The sequence below is a fragment of the Tritonibacter mobilis genome (assembly GCF_001681715.1).
Classification (GTDB): Bacteria; Pseudomonadota; Alphaproteobacteria; order Rhodobacterales; family Rhodobacteraceae; genus Epibacterium; species Epibacterium mobile.
This window is the reverse complement of record NZ_LNWY01000008.1, coordinates 48,715-66,183: the sequence shown is the minus strand read 5'-3', so window position 1 is coordinate 66,183 and position 17,469 is coordinate 48,715. Positions and strand designations below refer to the sequence as shown.

The following is a 17,469-nucleotide window of genomic DNA, read 5'->3' as shown; positions in this document are numbered from 1 at the left end:
TTTACTGGTGGTAGATGAGGGCAAGACCGTGCCTGTGCCCTCATCCGCCGGATGGTCAGGCGCTCAGAGCCCTTTTTCGGCCAGATCGTCCACCGTCTCGGCGTTGATCTCCAAGAGGTTGTCGGTGATGATATCTCGGCCTTCGACATCTGGTTCGACCACGCCGAGCCCCGGAATATCGGTGCCGGACTCGATTTTCTCACCCTTCACCAGCATCTCGCCGAGAGTGACAAATACCTCGCCTGCCTGCGCCGGGTTCCACATATAGCCACCAGTCAGCACGCCCGAGTGGATCATTTTGCGACCCTGCCCGGGCGAGAATGGTCCCATGACCTGAATTTCACCGGTCTTGCGGCGTTCCTCCACCGCGCGGCCAGCCCCGATCGGTCCCTGGCTGCCAAATGCGAGAAAGCCCTTGAGGTCCGGATTTGCAGCGATCAGGTCCAACGCAGTCGAGCGGCTGTCATCGACATTCTCAGCGACTCCATACCGGTCGCCAACGATTTTGAGATCCGGACGGTTCTCATCCATCCACGCAATTGCCGCATCAGCCCATGCATTGTGCAGCGGCACGGTCAGAGAACCCACATAGACCGCATAGCTGCCGCCCTCTTCGGTTTTGTCAGACAGCAGTTTGGCATGCGCCTCGCCAAAGCCCTCGGCCGAGGCCAGTTCGAAATTCCAGTCAACATTCTCAAGGCCTGGCCCTTCGTGCGAGATCACGATGATACCGGCATCGCGCGCTTTCTTGAGCACCGGCTCCAATGCGGCTTCGTCATTCGGGACCACGCCAATCACGTCGACACCTTTTGCGATCAGATCTTCGATCGCCTGCACCTGCAAAGCCGGGTCAGCGGAGACAGGGCCGATCATTTCTGCATCGACACCCAGTTCGGCGGCGCGGCGCGCGATCCCGTCTTCCATGGCGTTAAACCACGGGATACCGCCAATTTTGACGACAATCCCCATGGAAGTCTCGGCAACCGCAGTGCTCGCCATTCCAACGGTCAACGCCAATGCGCTGACCAGTCCGGTCAATCTCTTCATATCTTCCTCCCTTGCGCAGGCCAATCCCGCGTCTCCTGTCGTGCAACTACGCTCGCACTTGCACAACCGATTGTGCAACCAGTGCTAAAAAAAGCCACTCGCCTCCTCAGCGATCATGGCTTACAGCGATTCTGCGCTGCACAATCGATGTTGCACAGTAACACGAAAGCAGGACAAACTGTCAACGGCTGTTCACATCCGATAGTCAGTTGCGCATTTGTCGCATATGTCATGGTCATGACGGACACGCAGAAAAAGACGATCTACGACATTGCCAAACGCGCGGGCGCTTCGCCTTCGACGGTGAGTGCGGCGCTGAATGGTACGTGGAAAAAACGCCGCATCGCGCAGGCAACCGCTGAGCGCATTATCGAGATTGCCCGCGAACATGGATATTCTGCGAACCTACAGGCACGCGCCCTTCGCACATCCCGTTCGGGGTTGGTCGCTTTGTTGATGCCAGAATATAATCGGTTCTTCTCCAATATCGCACAGACGTTTTCCCAAGAAGTCCGTGCTCGCAATCAATGCCCGGTCATTATTTCCACTGGACGCGACCCCGATGAGGAACGGTCGACCGTGGCAGACCTGACCTCTTGGTCGATCGATGCGATTTTCTTTGTTGGTACTGTTGCCCCCGACGATTTGAGCCATCAATGCCGTGCAGCGGGCATTCCACATGTCTTTGTTGACCAACCCTGCGCGATTGCGCCCTCTGTGGTTACAGACAGCCGCACCGGCGCGCGCATTCTGACCCGAGAAATTATCGCCTCGATGACCAAACGCGGGAGGAGCTTCGGCGATGACCCGCGCGAGACAGTCTATTTTGTAGGCGGCGATAGAACGCTGCCCTCGACCAAGAACCGTGTCGACGGCTTTAGCGAAGAGATGTACGCGCAAGTAGGCCAGATATCAGCAAAGCAGATCTTGGCTTCTACCTATGATTTGGAGGCCGCAACACGCACGATCACGGAGCTTTACGCACAGTTGGGGGGGCTACCCGCAGGTTTGTTCATCAACTCAGACTCGGTCTTCGAGGGTACTCTCAGGTTTTTGGCGACTCTACCTGAACACGAATTGTCCGCCTGCTCATTTGGTTGTTTTGACTATGAGCCCTTTGGTCAGCTGCTCAGGTTTCCTGTTCACATGATGCGTCAGCGCCATAAAATGCTGGTTCAACGTGCATTCGCACTTCTCGAAAATGAGACCCCTCCTGTGATCGAATACGTGCAGCCCGAACTCTACCGCGCGGCGGATTAGAGCCTTAGAAGGCATGCCGCGCGAACCTGCCCGCATGATCGTCATATGCCCCGGCCAACCGGGCGGGTTACACAAGTCTTCCGGCGGCAACTCCGCGTTGTGGCTCAAGACCTTGCGTGCAAACCGGATCGCTGCTGTTCAAAAGGTACCTGCAGGCAACCGCAGTGGGATGTTTTGACATGCCGCACTGCGATTACCCTGCCGAAATTCATCCCTTATCCTTTGTTGGCGGCCGCTAGACTGCGTTCGTAATCTTGCCCCGGAATAGCCTCTAGGAGACTGCTGGTATAAGCGGTGTCGGGATCGTGCAGCACCTTATTGACAGGCCCGGCTTCGACGATCTGCCCTTTTTGCATCACGATAATACGGTCACAAATACGTGCCGCTACGCGTAAATCGTGAGTGATGAATAGCATCGACAGATGCAATCGCTCCTTCAGTTCAGCCAGCAAATCCAACACCTGCGCCTGAATAGATACATCAAGCGCCGAGACGGCCTCATCCGCGATAATGATCGCAGGCTCCAGTGCAAGTGCGCGTGCGATGCCTATTCGTTGTCGTTGGCCACCGGAGAACTCATGCGGGAAACGCTTCATCGCGGTTTCATCCAAACCGACCAATTCGAGTAACTCTCGGGCTTTGGCCTTCGCTTCTTTGTCGGGCATACCATAGGCGATCATGCCTTCCGTAAGGATCCGTGAAACACGCGCACGAGGATTAAGCGATGAAAACGGATCTTGGAAGATCATTTGCAGTTTGCGTCGCTGTGCGTGCAATTCAGCGCCAGACATATGGGCAATATCGACGCCGTCCATCAACACCCGCCCCCCGTCAGGATGAAGCAGGCGCACCAGGCACCGACCGACGGTTGATTTGCCCGACCCAGATTCTCCAACGATGCCAATGGTCTCGCCCGCGTAGAGATCGAAGCTCACATCTTGCACGGCCTTCACGACCCGGCGCTTGCCAAACAACGTGCCAGAGCCGGTCGAGAAGGTCTTTTGCAAACCTTCGACCTTGAGCAAAGGCGCGCGCTCGACCTCTTCGACGGGTTCTGTTTTGGTCAGCCGCGGGATCGCGTCGATCAATGCACGGGTGTAGGGGTGTTGCGGGTTCAACAACACATCCGGCGCACGACCGGCTTCAACAATCTCGCCCTTTTTCATGACGATCACCCGGTCGGCGATATCCGCCACCACGCCAAAATCATGGGTGATAAAGATTACAGCCATGCCACGCTTTTTCCGCAGATCCTCGATCAGCGCAAGAATTTGCGCCTGTGTTGTCACATCAAGCGCAGTGGTCGGTTCATCTGCGATCAGGATGTCCGGTTCCAGTGCCAATGCCATGGCGATCATAACCCGTTGCCTTTGCCCGCCGGATAGCTGGAAAGGATAGGCTCTGATCGCCGCTTCCGGATCTGGGATACCGACTTCATCCAGCAGTTTGAGGGCCCGTGCGCGCCGTTCGGCACCCGTCAGCGCGCCGTGGGCCTCAAACACTTCGGAAATCTGAGCCCCGACACGCATGAGGGGGTTAAGCGCGCTGAGTGGCTCCTGAAAGATCATCGAGATGCGACTGCCGCGCAGCTTCAGCAACTCGTTTTCCGACAAATCAAGGATCGACTGGCCGTCAAAAGTGATGCTGCCACTATCTGGCTCGACACCTTGCGGTAACAAACCCATGACAGCATTGGCGGACATGGACTTTCCCGATCCGCTTTCTCCAACGATGCAGAGAATTTCACCAGAGGCGAGATCAAAATTGATGTTTTTGGCCGCGTAAAGCCGATCCGCTCCGAGTGGCAAGGCGATAGAGAGGTCACGTATGCTGAGCAGGGTCATTCGGATTTCCTCGTCAAGCGTGGGTTCAACGCATCATTCAGGCCCTCGCCGATCAAGTTCAGCGCCAGCACGGTCAAGAGGATCGCCATCCCCGGCAGGAACGACAGCCACCACGCGGTGCGGATCACGGTGCGCGCCGCACCGATCATATAGCCCCATGACATGATGTTCGGATCACCCAGACCAAGGAAAGAAAGCGAGCTTTCCAAGAGGATCGCCTGTGCGACCATAAGCGACGCGAGCACAATGATCGGCGGCAGCGCATTTGGCAGGATGTGGCGGAGGATGATTTGCAGATTGCCGAGGCCAGAAAGGCTGGCTGCTTCCACAAACTCACGGGTTCTGAGCGACAAAACCTCGCCCCGTACAAGCCGCGCCACAGGCGGCCATGACACGATAGAAATTGCGATGATCACAAAGGTCAGGCTGGGCTGAAAGATTGCCAATAGCACAATCGCCAAAGCAAAACTCGGAATTGTTTGAAAAAACTCCGTAAATCGCATCAGCGCATCATCTGTACGCCCGGCGAAATATCCCGCTGCCGCGCCGACAGGAACGCCGATTGCAAGTGCAACGATTGTGGAAACTAAGCCCACCAAGAGGCTGACATAGGCCCCATGAGCGAGGCCCGACAGCACATTGCGACCAAGCGCATCGGTGCCCAGTGGCAACCCATCCTGAGTAAACGGTGGCAGGAACGGACGTTGCACCATTTTCCACGGACTTTGTGGAAAGAGGAAAGGTGCGAGAATGGCTGTCGCGATAACAAGTGTCAGGATTACCAGACCGATCACCGCGCCTCGATTATAGCTGAAACGTGTCCAAAAGCTCTTCATGTTGTCAGCCTTATCCGCGGATCAACAATGACATAGATGACATCCGTGATCAGATTGAACAGCAGTACCATGGCCGCTGAGATGTAAAAGACGCCAAGGATGACGTTGTAATCCCGTTGGTTTATGGCTTCGAACATCAGCCGCCCGATGCCAGGCCATGCAAAAACGGTCTCAGTTAGAATTGCTCCGCCGAAAATTTGCCCGGCTTGTAGGCCAGCGAGTGTAATGACCGGTAAAAGTGCGTTTCTCAGAATGTGCCGTCGCTGGATCACGCCACGAGACAACCCTTTGGCACGTGCTGTCTTCACAAAATCCAACCGCGAAACTTCGAGCATCGAAGCGCGTGTCATGCGCATGTAAATCGCAGTAAAAAACAGCCCCAGTGTGGACGCTGGCAGCACCAGGTGTTTGGCGACGTCGAGCACATGAGCCAGTCCCGTGTAACCCGCGCCGATTGTGGAGTAGCCAAATCCCGGCAACCATTCGAGCCAAACGGAAAACACGAGTGTCGCCATCAGCGCCACCCAGAACAGAGGGGTTGCATAAAACAGGAGCGCAAAGGTGGAAATGATCGTATCTCCCCACCGTCCTTGCCGAGCTGAGGCCGCCACACCCGCGGCGACACCCAGCACCAGCGACAGCACAAATGCGACGCCCGTCAGCAATAGCGTTGCAGGCAAGCGGTCCCCAATCATTTCGGCGACCGGCATCTGCTGGCGGAAGGAATACCCCAGATCGAGTTGCACCGCGCCTTTGATATAAAGCCACAACTGGACATAAAGGGGTTGGTCCAGTCCAAAATTGGCACGCAGGTCTGCAAGGAATTTTTCGTCTGCTGCTCCGGCTTCACCGGCCATCACAGCCGCAGGATCACCCGGCGCCGCATGGATCAGCAAGAAATTGAAGACAAGAATGGCCAGCAGAATAAAGACTGCCTTGATCAACCTGCCCAAAATGAAACGTATCACACTATCCGCCCCGTTTGGTTCCGAGAAGTGTCCGGGCCGCCAAAACGGCCCAGACCTTGAGCGTTTTCGCTCTTGTTACTTGTCGATCCAGACGTCACGGAACCCGTCATTCACACCAAACGCAGTGTTGACGGGGTTCTTCACATCACAGCGGTAGATCGTGGGGAAACCCAGTTCCAGCAGCCAGATATTTGGCACATCTTCAACGATCTTATCTTGGATCGTTTTGTAGGCGGCCATGCGGTCATCGGGGCTGGCCATCAGCGCAGCGGCGTCAAACAGTTTGTCCGTCTCGGGGTTTTGGTAATCCGCCACGTTATTCCATGGCGAGCCGGGGGCAGCATTGTCGCCCATATAGGTCCGCGAAACGCCCAGTGCCGGATCGCCATATTGGTAGAGATAGGTAAAAGCGAGATCGAAATCACGATCCGCAACCTTCTGGTTCCAACCCGCTACGTCAGAAGGCACGATCTCGGTTGTCATACCGATTTCACTGAGGTTCTGTTTGACCGCCTCGGCCCAACGCTGCCATGTCTCGCCGTAGGGCAGGCCCAGAATGCGGATGGTTTCCCCGTTGTAGCTGCTTTCAGCAAGCAGAGCTTTGGCCTGATCGGGGTCATACGAAATGTCTGGCGTATCGCCATCGTAAAACCGGGTGGAGGAGGAGAGTGGGCCGGTCGCAACCTTGCCAAGGCCATTCCACAGAGCATCCTTGGCAAACTCACGATCGATGCCGTGCATAATGGCCTTGCGCACCTTCACATCATCGAGCGGCTTATTGTCATTATTGACCCACATCCATGACAGCGGACCAAAATACTCCCACCCTTTGTCGGTGATGCAGGTATTGTCCATCGCTTGAATCCGCGCCACGTCAAAATTTTCGACAGAACCGCCCGGCAGAACATCCACCTTACCGGTTTCATAGGCCACCGCACGCGAGGCGGCGTCTGGGATCACGTGATAGTAGACTTCATCCACATAGGGTTTCCCCTCCATGTAGTAGTCTTCGTTTTTCACGAGATGGATAAAGCTGCCCTTCTCCCATTTGTCGAACTTAAAAGGACCGGTGCCAATCGGCGTGTTGTTTGCCGGGTTATTGGCAAAATCCGTCCCTTCATAGATGTGCTTGGGGATCATGGGCGCGGTGCCCGCCTCAAAAATACCGATAAACGGGCCGAAAGGTTGCTTCAGCTTGAACACAACCGTGTAGTCATCCGGTGTCTCGATACTCTCGACGTGCTCCATATAGGTGCGCATGCGCGAGTGCGTCTCGCGCAGGAACTTATCCATGGAAAATTCGACATCGGCCGAGGTGAACGGTTCTCCATCATGAAAGACCACGCCCTTGCGCAATTTGAAGGTATAGGTCTTGCCGTCTTCTGAAATCTCCCACGACTCCGCCAATTGGCCCTCAGGCTTCAGGTCAAAATCATAGCGCAAGAGGCTCTCATAAATGTCGCCCCCGACCATCTGCGTCGGCCCGTTCTGCACAAGGCCGATCATGAGGCTGGGCGGCTCTGGCTGGATTACGACATTTAGCGTGCCCCCCGCCTTGGGTGTGCCATCTTGCGCGGCGAGCGGCCCGGCGAGCGCCAGCGCTAAAACGGCTGCGGTCAATTTTGTAGTTTTAAACATGTCTTTCCCCATTGGCTCATGTTGAATCTATTCCGCGAGCACGTTCGATCTGGCGCCGATTTGCGCGTTCGCTAGTCACTAGACCTGCGCTGTGCAGGGTTTGGATGTCTCAATCGTTGGTCGTGAATGACTCAATGTATCTGATGATCCCCTCCTTTGCGTCATCGATGTCCGCACGCATTGCAGCAGCCGCGGCGGCAGGGTCGCGATTCTCGCAGGCTGCAACAATTGTTTGATGATGTCGAACCAAGGCGACCTGTTCACGGGCGTAGTACCCGGCAATCAATGGCCCCATTCGCAACCAAAGCCTGCTGAGGATGGCCAAAAGAATGGGCATATCGGCCCCTTCGACCAATGCAAAATGGAACTCCTGATTGTACTTCACAGCCTGAGACCAGCGCCCGGCTTTTGCAGCTGCCTCATTTTTCTCAACGATCTGATTTAGGCGGCGAATTTCCTTCGGACCCACCATCTCGGCAGCGCGGCTTGCGGCAAAGCCTTCCAACTCTCGCCGAATGCTCGCGATTTCAAGATACTGAGCCTTGGTCGGCACCGGCACACGGACATCGCGCATGCTCCGTTGCTCCAGCGCCTCATCTCGCAACAGTCGCTGCACCGCATCCCGAACCGGAGTCGAACTGGTCCCCAGACGCTCCGCGAGTCCCCGAATTGTCACCTTTTCATTAGGACGCAGCTTGCCACTGACCAAGTCCTGACTAAGCCGCTGATAGATGGCGTCACCCAATGATACTTGATTGATTTCGGCCATCGTGCCCTCTTCTTGGTTGACCAATTCATGGTCTATTTTGATGCATGATGCATCATTTTTGTTGAGTTGGCAAATTTGAACTGCAATGCTCTGGCACAACACTATTGGTCCACAGGGAATATGATGAGAGTCTTTTTTGACGAACGCCAGCTGCGCCATGCGCCGACTCATTACTTTCGGCGCGGGGCGGCGATGCCGCATCAAGAACAGCCCGAACGTGCTGAAATTCTACGCGATATGTTGATCGGCGAAGGGTTCGAAATCACCAAGCCACAGGACCATGGGCTGGACCCGATCAAGGCGGTTCACAATCCAGACTATGTCGATTTCCTGCCCACCGCCCACGCCCGTTTTGTTGAAAGCGCGGGGTCAGAGGCACTGGCGATTCCCACGATGCACCCCGGTGTGCGACGTGGCAAAGTGCCAAAGGATATTCATGGTCAATTGGGCTGGTGGATGACTGATACATCGACTCCCTTGACCGAAGGCACATGGGACGCCGCCTATTGGTCGGCGCAAACGGCAGTGCAAACCGCTGAAACCATCGCGTCAGGGGAGCGCGCGGCCTATGCCCTCTGCCGTCCGCCGGGCCATCACGCGATGCGCGATTGTGCCAACGGATTTTGCTTTTTCAACAATGCCGCGATCGCCGCGCATCACCTGACGCGAACCTACACTAAGGTCGCGCTGATTGACGTGGATGTGCATACCGGGAATGGCTCTCTCGATATTTTTTATGAACGCGGCGACGTTTTCTTTTGCTCTCTGCATCCAGATCCCGCGACCTATCCGACATTCTTCCTTGGTCATGCGGATGAAACGGGCGAAGGGGACGGGGCTGGAAAATCGCTGAACCTGCTGCTTGAACAAGGCGCGAGCCAAGAAGATGTGTTGGCCACGCTTGACACAGGGCTCTCGGCGATACGCGACTTTGGTGCAGAGGCGTTGGTTGTTTCGCTTGGCTTTGACATGGCGGTTGATGACCCGCTTGCCGCCGTCTCGGTCTATCCAGAAGGCTTTGCCGAAATGGCACGACGGTTGGCAGCGCTCAACCTTCCGACAGCTCTCATTCAGGAGGGCGGTTACCTTGGACCCTCGCTGGCCGACAACGCCAGATCTTTTCTCACAGCATTCCGCGAGGCCAGTTCATGAGCAAGACACCTGAGACAATGAACGGCGCCGAGAGCGTTGTTCGAAGCCTGCATGCGGGTGGGGTCGATGTCTGTTTCGCCAATCCCGGCACGTCCGAGATGCAATTCGTCGACGCATTGGACCGAACCAAACTGATGCGCTGTGTGCTTGGGCTTTTTGAGGGCGTGGTAACAGGGGCTGCCGATGGGTATGCGCGCATGGCCCAGAAACCGGCCGTAACCTTGCTGCATCTTGCGCCCGGTTTCGCCAATGCGGCCGCCAATCTGCACAATGCCCGCAAAGCGCGCGTGCCGATGCTGAACCTCGTAGGCGATCATGCGTTGCGCCATCAAAAATACGACGCGCCACTGTCTGCAGATGTTGAGGGCGCGTGCGCGCCATTCAGTGACTGGGTGCGCTCGGGCCGCGATGCAGGCAGTTTTGCAGCCGACGCGATGACCGCTTTGGCCGTGGCACAAAGCAAGCCTGGAAAGATTGCCTCGCTCATTGCACCTGCAGACATTGGTTGGGATGCAGGCGGCAAGATGGCAACTGTTGTTGCCCCACACGCCGCGGGCCCGCTTGACGAACGCGCGCTCGATGCTGCGATCAGGGCGCTCGAAAGCGGCGAGAAAACCGTTTTACTTGTGGGCAGTTCGGTGTTGGAGAACCCGGATGCCATGGCCGTATTGCATGGCATCGCGGCAAAGACCGGGGCGGATATCCTCGCGCCCACATCAAACCGCCGTATAGAGCGCGGTCACGGGCATTTTGCGATCAATAAAATCCCCTATCCGATCAATGCCGCGCTCGAATGCCTCGCGCCCTACAGACGCGCAATCCTGATCGAGACCCCACCGCCGGTGGCGTTTTTTGCCTACCCCGGCAGACCAAGTCTGCTTCTGCCAACAGACTGCCACACTGTCACACTGGCTGCCGTTGACGGCGATGGTCCCGCCGCCTTGGCGGCCCTGGCCGATTGCATCGGAGCCAAAGCCGCCACACCGCATGACTCTGAAAGACCCGCACGACCGCAAGCCGGGGCAATAACCTTGCAGAACCTCGGCGCGGCTCTCGCGCATGCGTTGCCGGAAAATGCCATCGTGGTTGATGAGGCGGTATCATCTGGCGGGGCCACCTTCCCTGCGGGAGACAGCGCCGCGCCCAACACATGGCTAGCGCTTACTGGCGGGTCGATCGGTATCGGCATACCGCTCTCTGCCGGGGCTGCCATTGCCTGCCCGGATCGTCCGGTGATCACGCTTCAGGCGGATGGGTCAGCGATGTACACTATTCAGGCGCTTTGGACGCAAGCGCGAGAAAACTCCAACGTCACCACGGTCATTCTCGCCAATCAGTCATATGAAATTTTGAAGGGCGAGCTGCACAATGTCGGCGCGCAACCCGGTCCCGATGCCTTGAGCATGCTGAACCTCGACCGCCCACAGTTGGATTTCGTGGCACTTGCCAAAGGGATGGGGGTTCCCGGCATACGCGTCGAAGACATAACCGATCTGATGCGCACCATTGAGGATGCAGCGAAAGAACCCGGCCCCTTCCTCATCGAAGCGATGCTCTAATCCCTGAAAGGAAACGACATGTCCCTCGATCCAGACCTCAAAGCGCGCATCCTTCAGGCGGTTGACGACGGGTTCGCAGACCAAATCAGCTATACGCAACAATTGGTGCAAATCCCATCGTTGCGCGGCCACGAGCATGCAATCCAGGATCTTCTGTTTCGCACCTTACAAAATCGTGGCTATGCGATGGACCGTTTCAAGATGGACCGTGCTGCAATCGAGGCGCATCCGGGCGGTTCGAAATACTCAGACGACCACTCCGACGCCCCAATCGTGGTGGGAATCCACCGTCCAGCCAAAGAGGTTGGTCGCTCATTGATCCTTCAATCTCATCTCGATGTGGTGCCGGAGGGGCTGCACGATATGTGGGATAACCCGCCCTTCTCCGCCAGAATTGAAGGAGACTGGATGTATGGCCGGGGCGCGGGCGATATGAAGGCGGGGGCAGCGGCAAATATTTTTGCACTGGATGCGCTGCGCCGGATCGGGCTGCAACCGGCTGCAACGGTTTACATACAATCTGTGGTGGAGGAAGAATCCACCGGCAACGGTGCTTTGCAGACCTTTTTACAGGGCTACACCGCTGATGCAGTGCTGATCCCAGAGCCGGAAGAGGAAATGCTGGTGCGTGCCAATACCGGCGTCATCTGGTTTCAGGTGCAGGTGCGTGGCGTCCCTGTGCATGTGCGTGAAATGGGCGAAGGCGCAAATGCGATTGATGCGGCCACCCGCGTCATCACAGCCCTGCGCGCCATGGAGGAGGATTGGAACGCCGAGAAAGGAAACCATCCCCATTTCGAGGAGGAAGCACATCCGATCAACCTCAATATAGGCAAGATTGAAGGTGGCGATTGGGCCTCTTCGGTGCCGTCGTGGTGCAACATCGATTGCCGTGTTTCCATCTACCCCGGCCGCAGTGCAGAAGACGCCGCACGCGAAATCACCGAACGGGTCAAAGCCTTCGCCCAGACCGATGGTTTCTTGTCCAACAATCCGCCAAAGATCGTCTTTAACGGCTTTCATGCCGAAGGCTACGTGCTGGAGCTGGGCAGCGAGGCCGAAGCGGTGTTGGAACGCGCCCACGAGAGCGCCATCGGCGCACCGCTTCAATCCTTTATGACAGCCGGTTATCTCGATACGCGGGTATATGCGCTCTATAACAAGATCCCGGCGCTCTGCTACGGACCGAAGTCGCGCAATATTCACGGGATAAATGAATCCGTCAGCCTCAGTTCGATCAAGAAAATCACCCAAGCCATGGCACTGTTTATCGCCGAATGGTGTGGGACTGAGGACATCACCCCATGAGCGATGCGGGGTTAATCCCACGAAACGGTCTCCCCCCTTTTCTGAGCGGAGTGCTGCTCGAAGAGGCCAGCCCTAAAACGGATTTGCTGGCGCAGGATCCCCCCGCTTTTGATTGCGCGCTTGCAGCAGAAACCGCCTTGCGGTGTTATGGCCTGTCAGGCGCGATCAAACCGTTATCGGCGGAAAAAGACGCCAACTTCCTGATTACCCTGCCAACAGGCGAACGGGCGCTCCTGAAGATCACCAATGCTGCCGAAGCGCGCACGGTAACAGATATGCAGACTGCGGCGCTGATGCATCTTGCCGCAACCGATCCCACCCTGCCCGTACAACGGATCTGCGCCAGCCTGAACGGCAAAGCTGCGGAGATTGTCACGGCATCTGACGGTCAAAGCCACGTTGTGCGGCTGATGTCTTATCTGGAAGGAACGACCCTCAGTCATGCAACGCCCGGCCCCAACCTTTACCCTGCATTGGGAAACTTCCATGCGCGCGTAACTCGTGGTTTGCGTAGCTTTTTTCACGCCGGCGGAAATCATTTCCTGCAATGGGACATCAAACGGGCGCACCATTTACGTCCACTTTTGACGGATATGCAGGACATCAACCTGCGCGCTCAATTGGAGCGCACGCTTGATCACTTTGAGGCTGAAATCGCGCCATTGCTGCCGCGTCTCAGAGCGCAGATCGTGCATAATGATTTTAATCCGCACAATATTTTGGTCGATGCTCCCCATGCCACCTACCCCGTTGGGCTGATTGATTTTGGGGATATGGTGCACACGCCGATTGCATGCGATCTTGCCGTGGCCTGCTCCTATCAGATCGGAAGTGGAACCGATCCGCTGCGTGCGATCTGCGAGATGGTGGCAGGCTATACGAACTGCCTCCAGCTAGAGCCTGATGAAATCGCACTTTTGCCAAGCCTCATTCGCCTGCGCCATACCACAACGCTTGCTATCGGTGCGTCGCGCGCGCGCCGGTATCCAGCTAATGCGCCGTACATTCTACGCAATGCTGACGCCGCGCAGCGTGGGCTTGCCACGCTTGACCAAATTGGTGACGCAACCGTGATCAACGCCCTGAAACGCGCGGCGGCAATATAGAGTGACCCATGACCATGATAAACGCCTATGACAGTGCTCGGGCGAGCGCGCTCGACGCAACCGACAAGGCCCTGATCGACCGCCGGACCAAGGCGCTTGGTCCAGCTTACCGGCTCTTTTACGATCAGCCGCTGCATATCCAGCGCAGTGAAGGGGTCTGGCTTTGGGACAAGGACGGACGCCGATATCTGGATGCGTATAACAACGTCGCATCTGTCGGTCATTGCCATCCCCATGTGGTGGAGGCAATTTCCAACCAGCTCAGCACCTTGAACACCCACACCCGTTATCTGCATGAAGGCGTTGTGAACTATGCTGAGCGTCTATTGGCAACAATGCCTGACCCACTTGGGCATGTCATGTTCACCTGCACCGGGTCTGAGGCAAACGATATCGCCCTGCGTATTGCACGAAGTTATACCCGGCGGCAGGGCGTGATCGTTACCCGTCTTGCCTATCACGGGCTGACCGAAGCGGTTGCCGAACTTTCCCCCTCGTTAGGGGAATTCACCCCACGCAGTTCCCGCATCCGCCTGATTGATGCCCCGGATACGTTACGTATCCCTGCAGCCGAACAAGGTCCCAAACTCGCAACCGATCTGGCACACGCGATTGCGCAGATGCGTGCCGATGGGATTGAGCCTGCCGCATTCATTGTCGACACGATCTTTTCTAGCGACGGTTTGCACCCTGATCCGGCGGGTTTTCTGCAACCGGCAGTCGATCTGATTCGCGCCGAGGGCGGGCTTTTTATCGCCGACGAAGTGCAGCCCGGCTTTGCCCGTACAGGAGATACGTTCTGGGGATTTCAACGCCATGGGGTCGTGCCCGACATGGTCACTATGGGCAAACCTATGGGCAATGGTTTCCCACTTTCGGGAGCTGCGATGCGGCCCGAACTCGTTCAGGAGTTTGGAGAGAAAGCGCGTTATTTCAACACCTTTGGCGGAAACCCTGTCGCTGCAGCCGCGGGAATGGCAGTGCTTGATGTGATCGCGGAGGAAGGTTTGCAAGCCAACGCCGCTAAAGTAGGCGCATTCCTCAAGGCGGGTTTGCAGCATATCGCGACCCGATACCCGAAGATCGGTCATGTTCGAGGCGCTGGATTGTTTCTCGCGGTCGAATGCATCACCTCGCACGAGACGCATAGACCTGATGCAACGCTTGCGCATTTTGTAGTCAATCACTTGCGCGAAAACGGTGTTCTCATAAGCGCGACAGGCCCGGGAGCTAATATTCTCAAAATCCGCCCGCCACTTGCCTTGCAGCAGACCGAAGCACAACTTTTCTTGGATGCCATTGAGGCCGCGTTCGCAGCTGCAACTCAGCGATGAGCATTCTTGTGGGGGGGGAACTGCGCTACTCGCGCCGAGGCGCAAATTCAAAGTGCCTTCCGGTCCTCGATTTCATCGTTAAAGCGATCGAGTTCGCGCTCATCTTCTGGAAGGCCTTCCCGAGAGAGCAAGACTGCAACCTTTCGCAACCCGGGTACATGGCTGCAGATTACCAGCATCATGACCATGATCGGAACCGACAGAAACATGCCAGGTACGCCCCAGACGGCTCCCCAGAATGCAAGGCTCAAGATGATCCCAAAAGAAGACAAACGCAGCGCGCGGCCCATTAGCAAAGGGTCGATCACATTGCCATTCACAAACTGAATCAGCCCCGTGATCAAGAACAGCAAGGCGGTCGAGGTGGGTTCTCCGGTTTCAACGAACCCAACCAACGCCACCATCCCCGTCGCAACAATGGAGCCAATGTTGGGGATGTAATTCAGTATGAAGGTCAAGATGCCCAGAGACAGTGCCAATTCGATGCCAAAGAATGACGCGACTGCATACACCATTACGCCAGTGATCACACTCACGGCGGTTTTGACGAGTAGGTAGTAGTTCACGCGGTGAATGATCGAGGTAATGATCTTGTTCGCACGTTCGGCCTGAGCCTCATCACCGAAGAAATTCGACATTTTGGTGCTAAACCAAATGCGCTCCGCAAACAAAAAACCAACAAATAGAATAACCAGAACTGTGCCCTGCATCAGGTTGCCAGCTTGCCCGGCAACGGTGCGTACATAGCTCGACAATTCGACACTGTTCAACGAGTTGAGCACAGCCCGTTCCACGTCTTCACCCATCCATGCAAAAAGAGAGGCCACCGCAGATGGCGCGCGTTCCGCATAAGACAGCGTCGTACTCAGCACTGTATTAAGTTGCGCCAAAAGGATCGACGACAACAACAGCAATGCGGTGGAAATGAGCAATAACGCCGCAACCGATGCAAGCCAGTTTGGCACACCTAGTCGCCCAATGCGCTGACGTGCGATCAGGCGGATCACATCTGAGGTGAGCGAAAATAAGATAATCGCAACAGCCAATGAAATAAGAAGAAAACGTGCCTGAACCAGCAAGAACAAGACCACAGCAAACGCGATAATGATCAGCGCAACCGTACGCAGCCGAGCATGGCTTTCGACTTCATCCAAAAACCCTGACATCTTGTTGCTATCTTTCGACATGATCCCGCTTTCTTGCCTGATGGGACTATGGACTTCTCGGCGAGATGACACAATTCGATCAGCGAATGCAAATACGACGTCACCTCCAGTGGTTTCACCCCTCAAAGGGCACAGTATGATCGGCCAGATGGGATCAGGGGTGATACCACGTAGATGACGAATGCGATGACGGATTGGAAGATATCAGGGTGCTTTTAGGCGCGAAGCACAGTCTTTTGCCTAATACGCAGGCACGCCATCTAGGCGTCGCTCAACCAGAAGAGATCAAGCGTGTACAGACCCCTGCCCGCCTCCATACGCAAATCAATGGATACCTGAGCCTAGAGTTCGACCGCATCATCTGCCAACGGCCCGCCTGGGTCGAGAAGATACCGCTCTGGCAGCCACGGGTTGAGGTTAAGCGCCTCTTGGAGGGTCGCTCTTGCCTCATCAAGGCGCGACAACCCCAGAAGCGATAATGCCCGGCCACTTAGGGCAGCGACATGCTGTGGAGACAACTCCAAGGCGCGGTTCAGATCGCGTAGCGCGGCGGCAAAATCGCGGCGCAGATAATGCACAAAAGCACGTTGGTTATAGCCCTCGGCATATTCCGGGCAATAATCGATCAGCCGATCAAAATCCGATAACGCCCCCAGAAAGTCATAGGCGGAGCGACGTGTCATTCCGCGATCCAGAATTTCTTGCGCGCGGGCGTCGGGCGCATCCGCCCAAAACTCCCAAAGCTGATTGCCGAGGCGCTGTGCCTCAGCTTCACTCTCCGCCGCCTGAACGTCTGCCAATAGTGCTGCAATCGATGCGGAGTGGTCCGGTGCTTCCGGGCATCCCTGCGCGAAGGCCGTACTGGATAGGGCAAAAGTAAAAACAGTGGGCAACACGACACGCATAAACATGTTATATAGGTGGTGCTCATGCGACCGCAGGCAAGTCACATTTGCGCGTCAGATCGGTCCGAGGCCCGCGTCGTCCTTTACCGCTTGCATCGACATGTAGGTCGAAGTGGAAGAAACATGCGGCAGGGAGGAGATCTTCTCACCCAGAACTGCGCGGAAATCTGACATGGATCGGCAGCGAACTTTCAGCAGATAGTCAAAATGTGAGGCCAGCATATGAACCTCTTCGATTTCGGCCACTTGCACCACCGCAGCGTTGAACGACGCCAGCGCCGCCTCGCGCGTGTCGGTGAGTTTCACCTCAACGAACGCCACGTGATCAAGCCCCAGCCGGATCGGATCAATCATGGCGCGGTAGCCCTGAATGATCCCTTCCGTCTCCAGCCGCTTCAACCGTGCCTGCGTGGGCGATTTCGACAGGCCGATAGCGCGGGCCAAGTCAGATACGGAACTGCGGCCATTGTGGCTCAACTCGCGCAGAATCGCCTGATCGAACCGGTCCAATCCGGGAAAGCGCGATTGCATCAAAAACCCTCCGCAAATAAACGCATTTGTCCTGTACTATCGCAAC

Annotated in this window: 15 protein-coding genes; 6 read left to right on the top strand and 9 right to left on the bottom strand. The window is 56.3% G+C overall.

Features of this window, described 5'->3' with window-relative positions:
- Nucleotides 1-63 precede the first annotated feature (63 nt).
- Entirely contained in the window at nucleotides 64-1,047 is a 984-nt protein-coding gene (locus tag UB90_RS09830; protein ID WP_065326861.1) for a substrate-binding domain-containing protein, read from the bottom strand.
- Between the two features lie 237 nt (nucleotides 1,048-1,284).
- On the opposite strand from UB90_RS09830, the gene UB90_RS09825 reads away from it, so the two are divergent.
- The gene (locus UB90_RS09825; protein WP_225264278.1) at nucleotides 1,285-2,307 is read left to right on the top strand and encodes a LacI family DNA-binding transcriptional regulator; all 1,023 of its coding nucleotides are present in this window, start codon (nucleotides 1,285-1,287) and stop codon (nucleotides 2,305-2,307) included.
- A 215-nt stretch (nucleotides 2,308-2,522) separates the two neighbouring features.
- Here UB90_RS09825 and UB90_RS09820 read toward each other — a convergent pair whose 3' ends face one another.
- From UB90_RS09820 to UB90_RS09800, 5 genes are all read right to left on the bottom strand, one after another.
- Nucleotides 2,523-4,151 (bottom strand): ABC transporter ATP-binding protein, encoded by a 1,629-nt coding sequence (locus tag UB90_RS09820; RefSeq protein ID WP_065326863.1) that lies wholly within the window; start codon nucleotides 4,149-4,151, stop codon nucleotides 2,523-2,525.
- Nucleotides 4,148-4,987: an ABC transporter permease gene (locus UB90_RS09815; protein WP_005613188.1), complete on the bottom strand. Its 840-nt coding sequence runs from the start codon at nucleotides 4,985-4,987 to the stop codon at nucleotides 4,148-4,150. Before UB90_RS09815 ends, UB90_RS09820 begins: the two co-directional genes overlap by 4 nt.
- Nucleotides 4,984-5,955, bottom strand: a complete 972-nt coding sequence (locus UB90_RS09810) for an ABC transporter permease (RefSeq protein WP_005613190.1) — start codon at nucleotides 5,953-5,955, stop codon at nucleotides 4,984-4,986. The genes UB90_RS09815 and UB90_RS09810 overlap by 4 nt, the downstream gene beginning before the upstream one ends.
- Nucleotides 5,956-6,030: 75 nt before the next feature.
- Nucleotides 6,031-7,605 (bottom strand): ABC transporter substrate-binding protein, encoded by a 1,575-nt coding sequence (locus UB90_RS09805; RefSeq protein ID WP_065326864.1) that lies wholly within the window; start codon nucleotides 7,603-7,605, stop codon nucleotides 6,031-6,033.
- Between the two features lie 97 nt (nucleotides 7,606-7,702).
- Complete coding sequence (locus tag UB90_RS09800; protein ID WP_065326865.1) at nucleotides 7,703-8,521, bottom strand: GntR family transcriptional regulator; 819 nt, start codon at nucleotides 8,519-8,521, stop codon at nucleotides 7,703-7,705.
- Here UB90_RS09800 and UB90_RS09795 point away from each other — a divergent pair.
- Genes UB90_RS09795 through UB90_RS09775 form a run of 5 tightly spaced genes read left to right on the top strand, consistent with a single transcriptional unit; the run spans nucleotide 8,483 to nucleotide 14,821 of the window.
- Complete coding sequence (locus UB90_RS09795; protein ID WP_227512081.1) at nucleotides 8,483-9,514, top strand: histone deacetylase family protein; 1,032 nt, start codon at nucleotides 8,483-8,485, stop codon at nucleotides 9,512-9,514. The two genes, UB90_RS09800 and UB90_RS09795, sit on opposite strands and share 39 nt — an antisense overlap.
- Nucleotides 9,511-11,073 (top strand): acetolactate synthase large subunit, encoded by a 1,563-nt coding sequence (locus UB90_RS09790; RefSeq protein ID WP_065326867.1) that lies wholly within the window; start codon nucleotides 9,511-9,513, stop codon nucleotides 11,071-11,073. The genes UB90_RS09795 and UB90_RS09790 overlap by 4 nt, the downstream gene beginning before the upstream one ends.
- Before the next feature lie 18 nt (nucleotides 11,074-11,091).
- Complete coding sequence (locus tag UB90_RS09785) at nucleotides 11,092-12,381, top strand: ArgE/DapE family deacylase (protein ID WP_065326868.1); 1,290 nt, start codon at nucleotides 11,092-11,094, stop codon at nucleotides 12,379-12,381.
- Nucleotides 12,378-13,487, top strand: a complete 1,110-nt coding sequence (locus tag UB90_RS09780) for a phosphotransferase (RefSeq protein WP_065326869.1) — start codon at nucleotides 12,378-12,380, stop codon at nucleotides 13,485-13,487. The genes UB90_RS09785 and UB90_RS09780 overlap by 4 nt, the downstream gene beginning before the upstream one ends.
- A gap of 8 nt (nucleotides 13,488-13,495) precedes the next feature.
- Nucleotides 13,496-14,821: an aspartate aminotransferase family protein gene (locus UB90_RS09775; protein ID WP_065326870.1), complete on the top strand. Its 1,326-nt coding sequence runs from the start codon at nucleotides 13,496-13,498 to the stop codon at nucleotides 14,819-14,821.
- A 47-nt stretch (nucleotides 14,822-14,868) separates the two neighbouring features.
- Here the strand turns inward: UB90_RS09775 and UB90_RS09770 are convergent, their stop codons facing one another.
- The 3 genes from UB90_RS09770 to UB90_RS09760 all read right to left on the bottom strand — a co-directional run bounded on the left by UB90_RS09770 (nucleotide 14,869) and on the right by UB90_RS09760 (nucleotide 17,423).
- Nucleotides 14,869-16,008 (bottom strand): AI-2E family transporter, encoded by a 1,140-nt coding sequence (locus UB90_RS09770; protein ID WP_009178354.1) that lies wholly within the window; start codon nucleotides 16,006-16,008, stop codon nucleotides 14,869-14,871.
- Nucleotides 16,009-16,328: 320 nt separating this feature from the next.
- Nucleotides 16,329-16,898, bottom strand: coding sequence for a tetratricopeptide repeat protein (locus tag UB90_RS09765; RefSeq protein ID WP_065326871.1), 570 nt, complete (start codon nucleotides 16,896-16,898; stop codon nucleotides 16,329-16,331).
- 48 nt (nucleotides 16,899-16,946) lie between these two features.
- Complete coding sequence (locus tag UB90_RS09760; protein WP_005613216.1) at nucleotides 16,947-17,423, bottom strand: Lrp/AsnC family transcriptional regulator; 477 nt, start codon at nucleotides 17,421-17,423, stop codon at nucleotides 16,947-16,949.
- Nucleotides 17,424-17,469 lie beyond the last annotated feature (46 nt).

Coding starts and splice junctions, on each gene's coding strand:
- UB90_RS09770 (WP_009178354.1), bottom strand. CDS start 16,008: ATGTCGAAAGATAGCAACAAGATGTCAGGGTTTTTGGATGAAGTCGAA.
- UB90_RS09775 (WP_065326870.1), top strand. CDS start 13,496: ATGACCATGATAAACGCCTATGACAGTGCTCGGGCGAGCGCGCTCGAC.
- UB90_RS09765 (WP_065326871.1), bottom strand. CDS start 16,898: ATGTTTATGCGTGTCGTGTTGCCCACTGTTTTTACTTTTGCCCTATCC.
- UB90_RS09800 (WP_065326865.1), bottom strand. CDS start 8,521: ATGGCGCAGCTGGCGTTCGTCAAAAAAGACTCTCATCATATTCCCTGT.
- UB90_RS09825 (WP_225264278.1), top strand. CDS start 1,285: ATGACGGACACGCAGAAAAAGACGATCTACGACATTGCCAAACGCGCG.
- UB90_RS09820 (WP_065326863.1), bottom strand. CDS start 4,151: ATGACCCTGCTCAGCATACGTGACCTCTCTATCGCCTTGCCACTCGGA.
- UB90_RS09785 (WP_065326868.1), top strand. CDS start 11,092: ATGTCCCTCGATCCAGACCTCAAAGCGCGCATCCTTCAGGCGGTTGAC.
- UB90_RS09760 (WP_005613216.1), bottom strand. CDS start 17,423: ATGCAATCGCGCTTTCCCGGATTGGACCGGTTCGATCAGGCGATTCTG.
- UB90_RS09795 (WP_227512081.1), top strand. CDS start 8,483: ATGATGAGAGTCTTTTTTGACGAACGCCAGCTGCGCCATGCGCCGACT.
- UB90_RS09790 (WP_065326867.1), top strand. CDS start 9,511: ATGAGCAAGACACCTGAGACAATGAACGGCGCCGAGAGCGTTGTTCGA.
- UB90_RS09805 (WP_065326864.1), bottom strand. CDS start 7,605: ATGGGGAAAGACATGTTTAAAACTACAAAATTGACCGCAGCCGTTTTA.
- UB90_RS09780 (WP_065326869.1), top strand. CDS start 12,378: ATGAGCGATGCGGGGTTAATCCCACGAAACGGTCTCCCCCCTTTTCTG.
- UB90_RS09830 (WP_065326861.1), bottom strand. CDS start 1,047: ATGAAGAGATTGACCGGACTGGTCAGCGCATTGGCGTTGACCGTTGGA.
- UB90_RS09815 (WP_005613188.1), bottom strand. CDS start 4,987: ATGAAGAGCTTTTGGACACGTTTCAGCTATAATCGAGGCGCGGTGATC.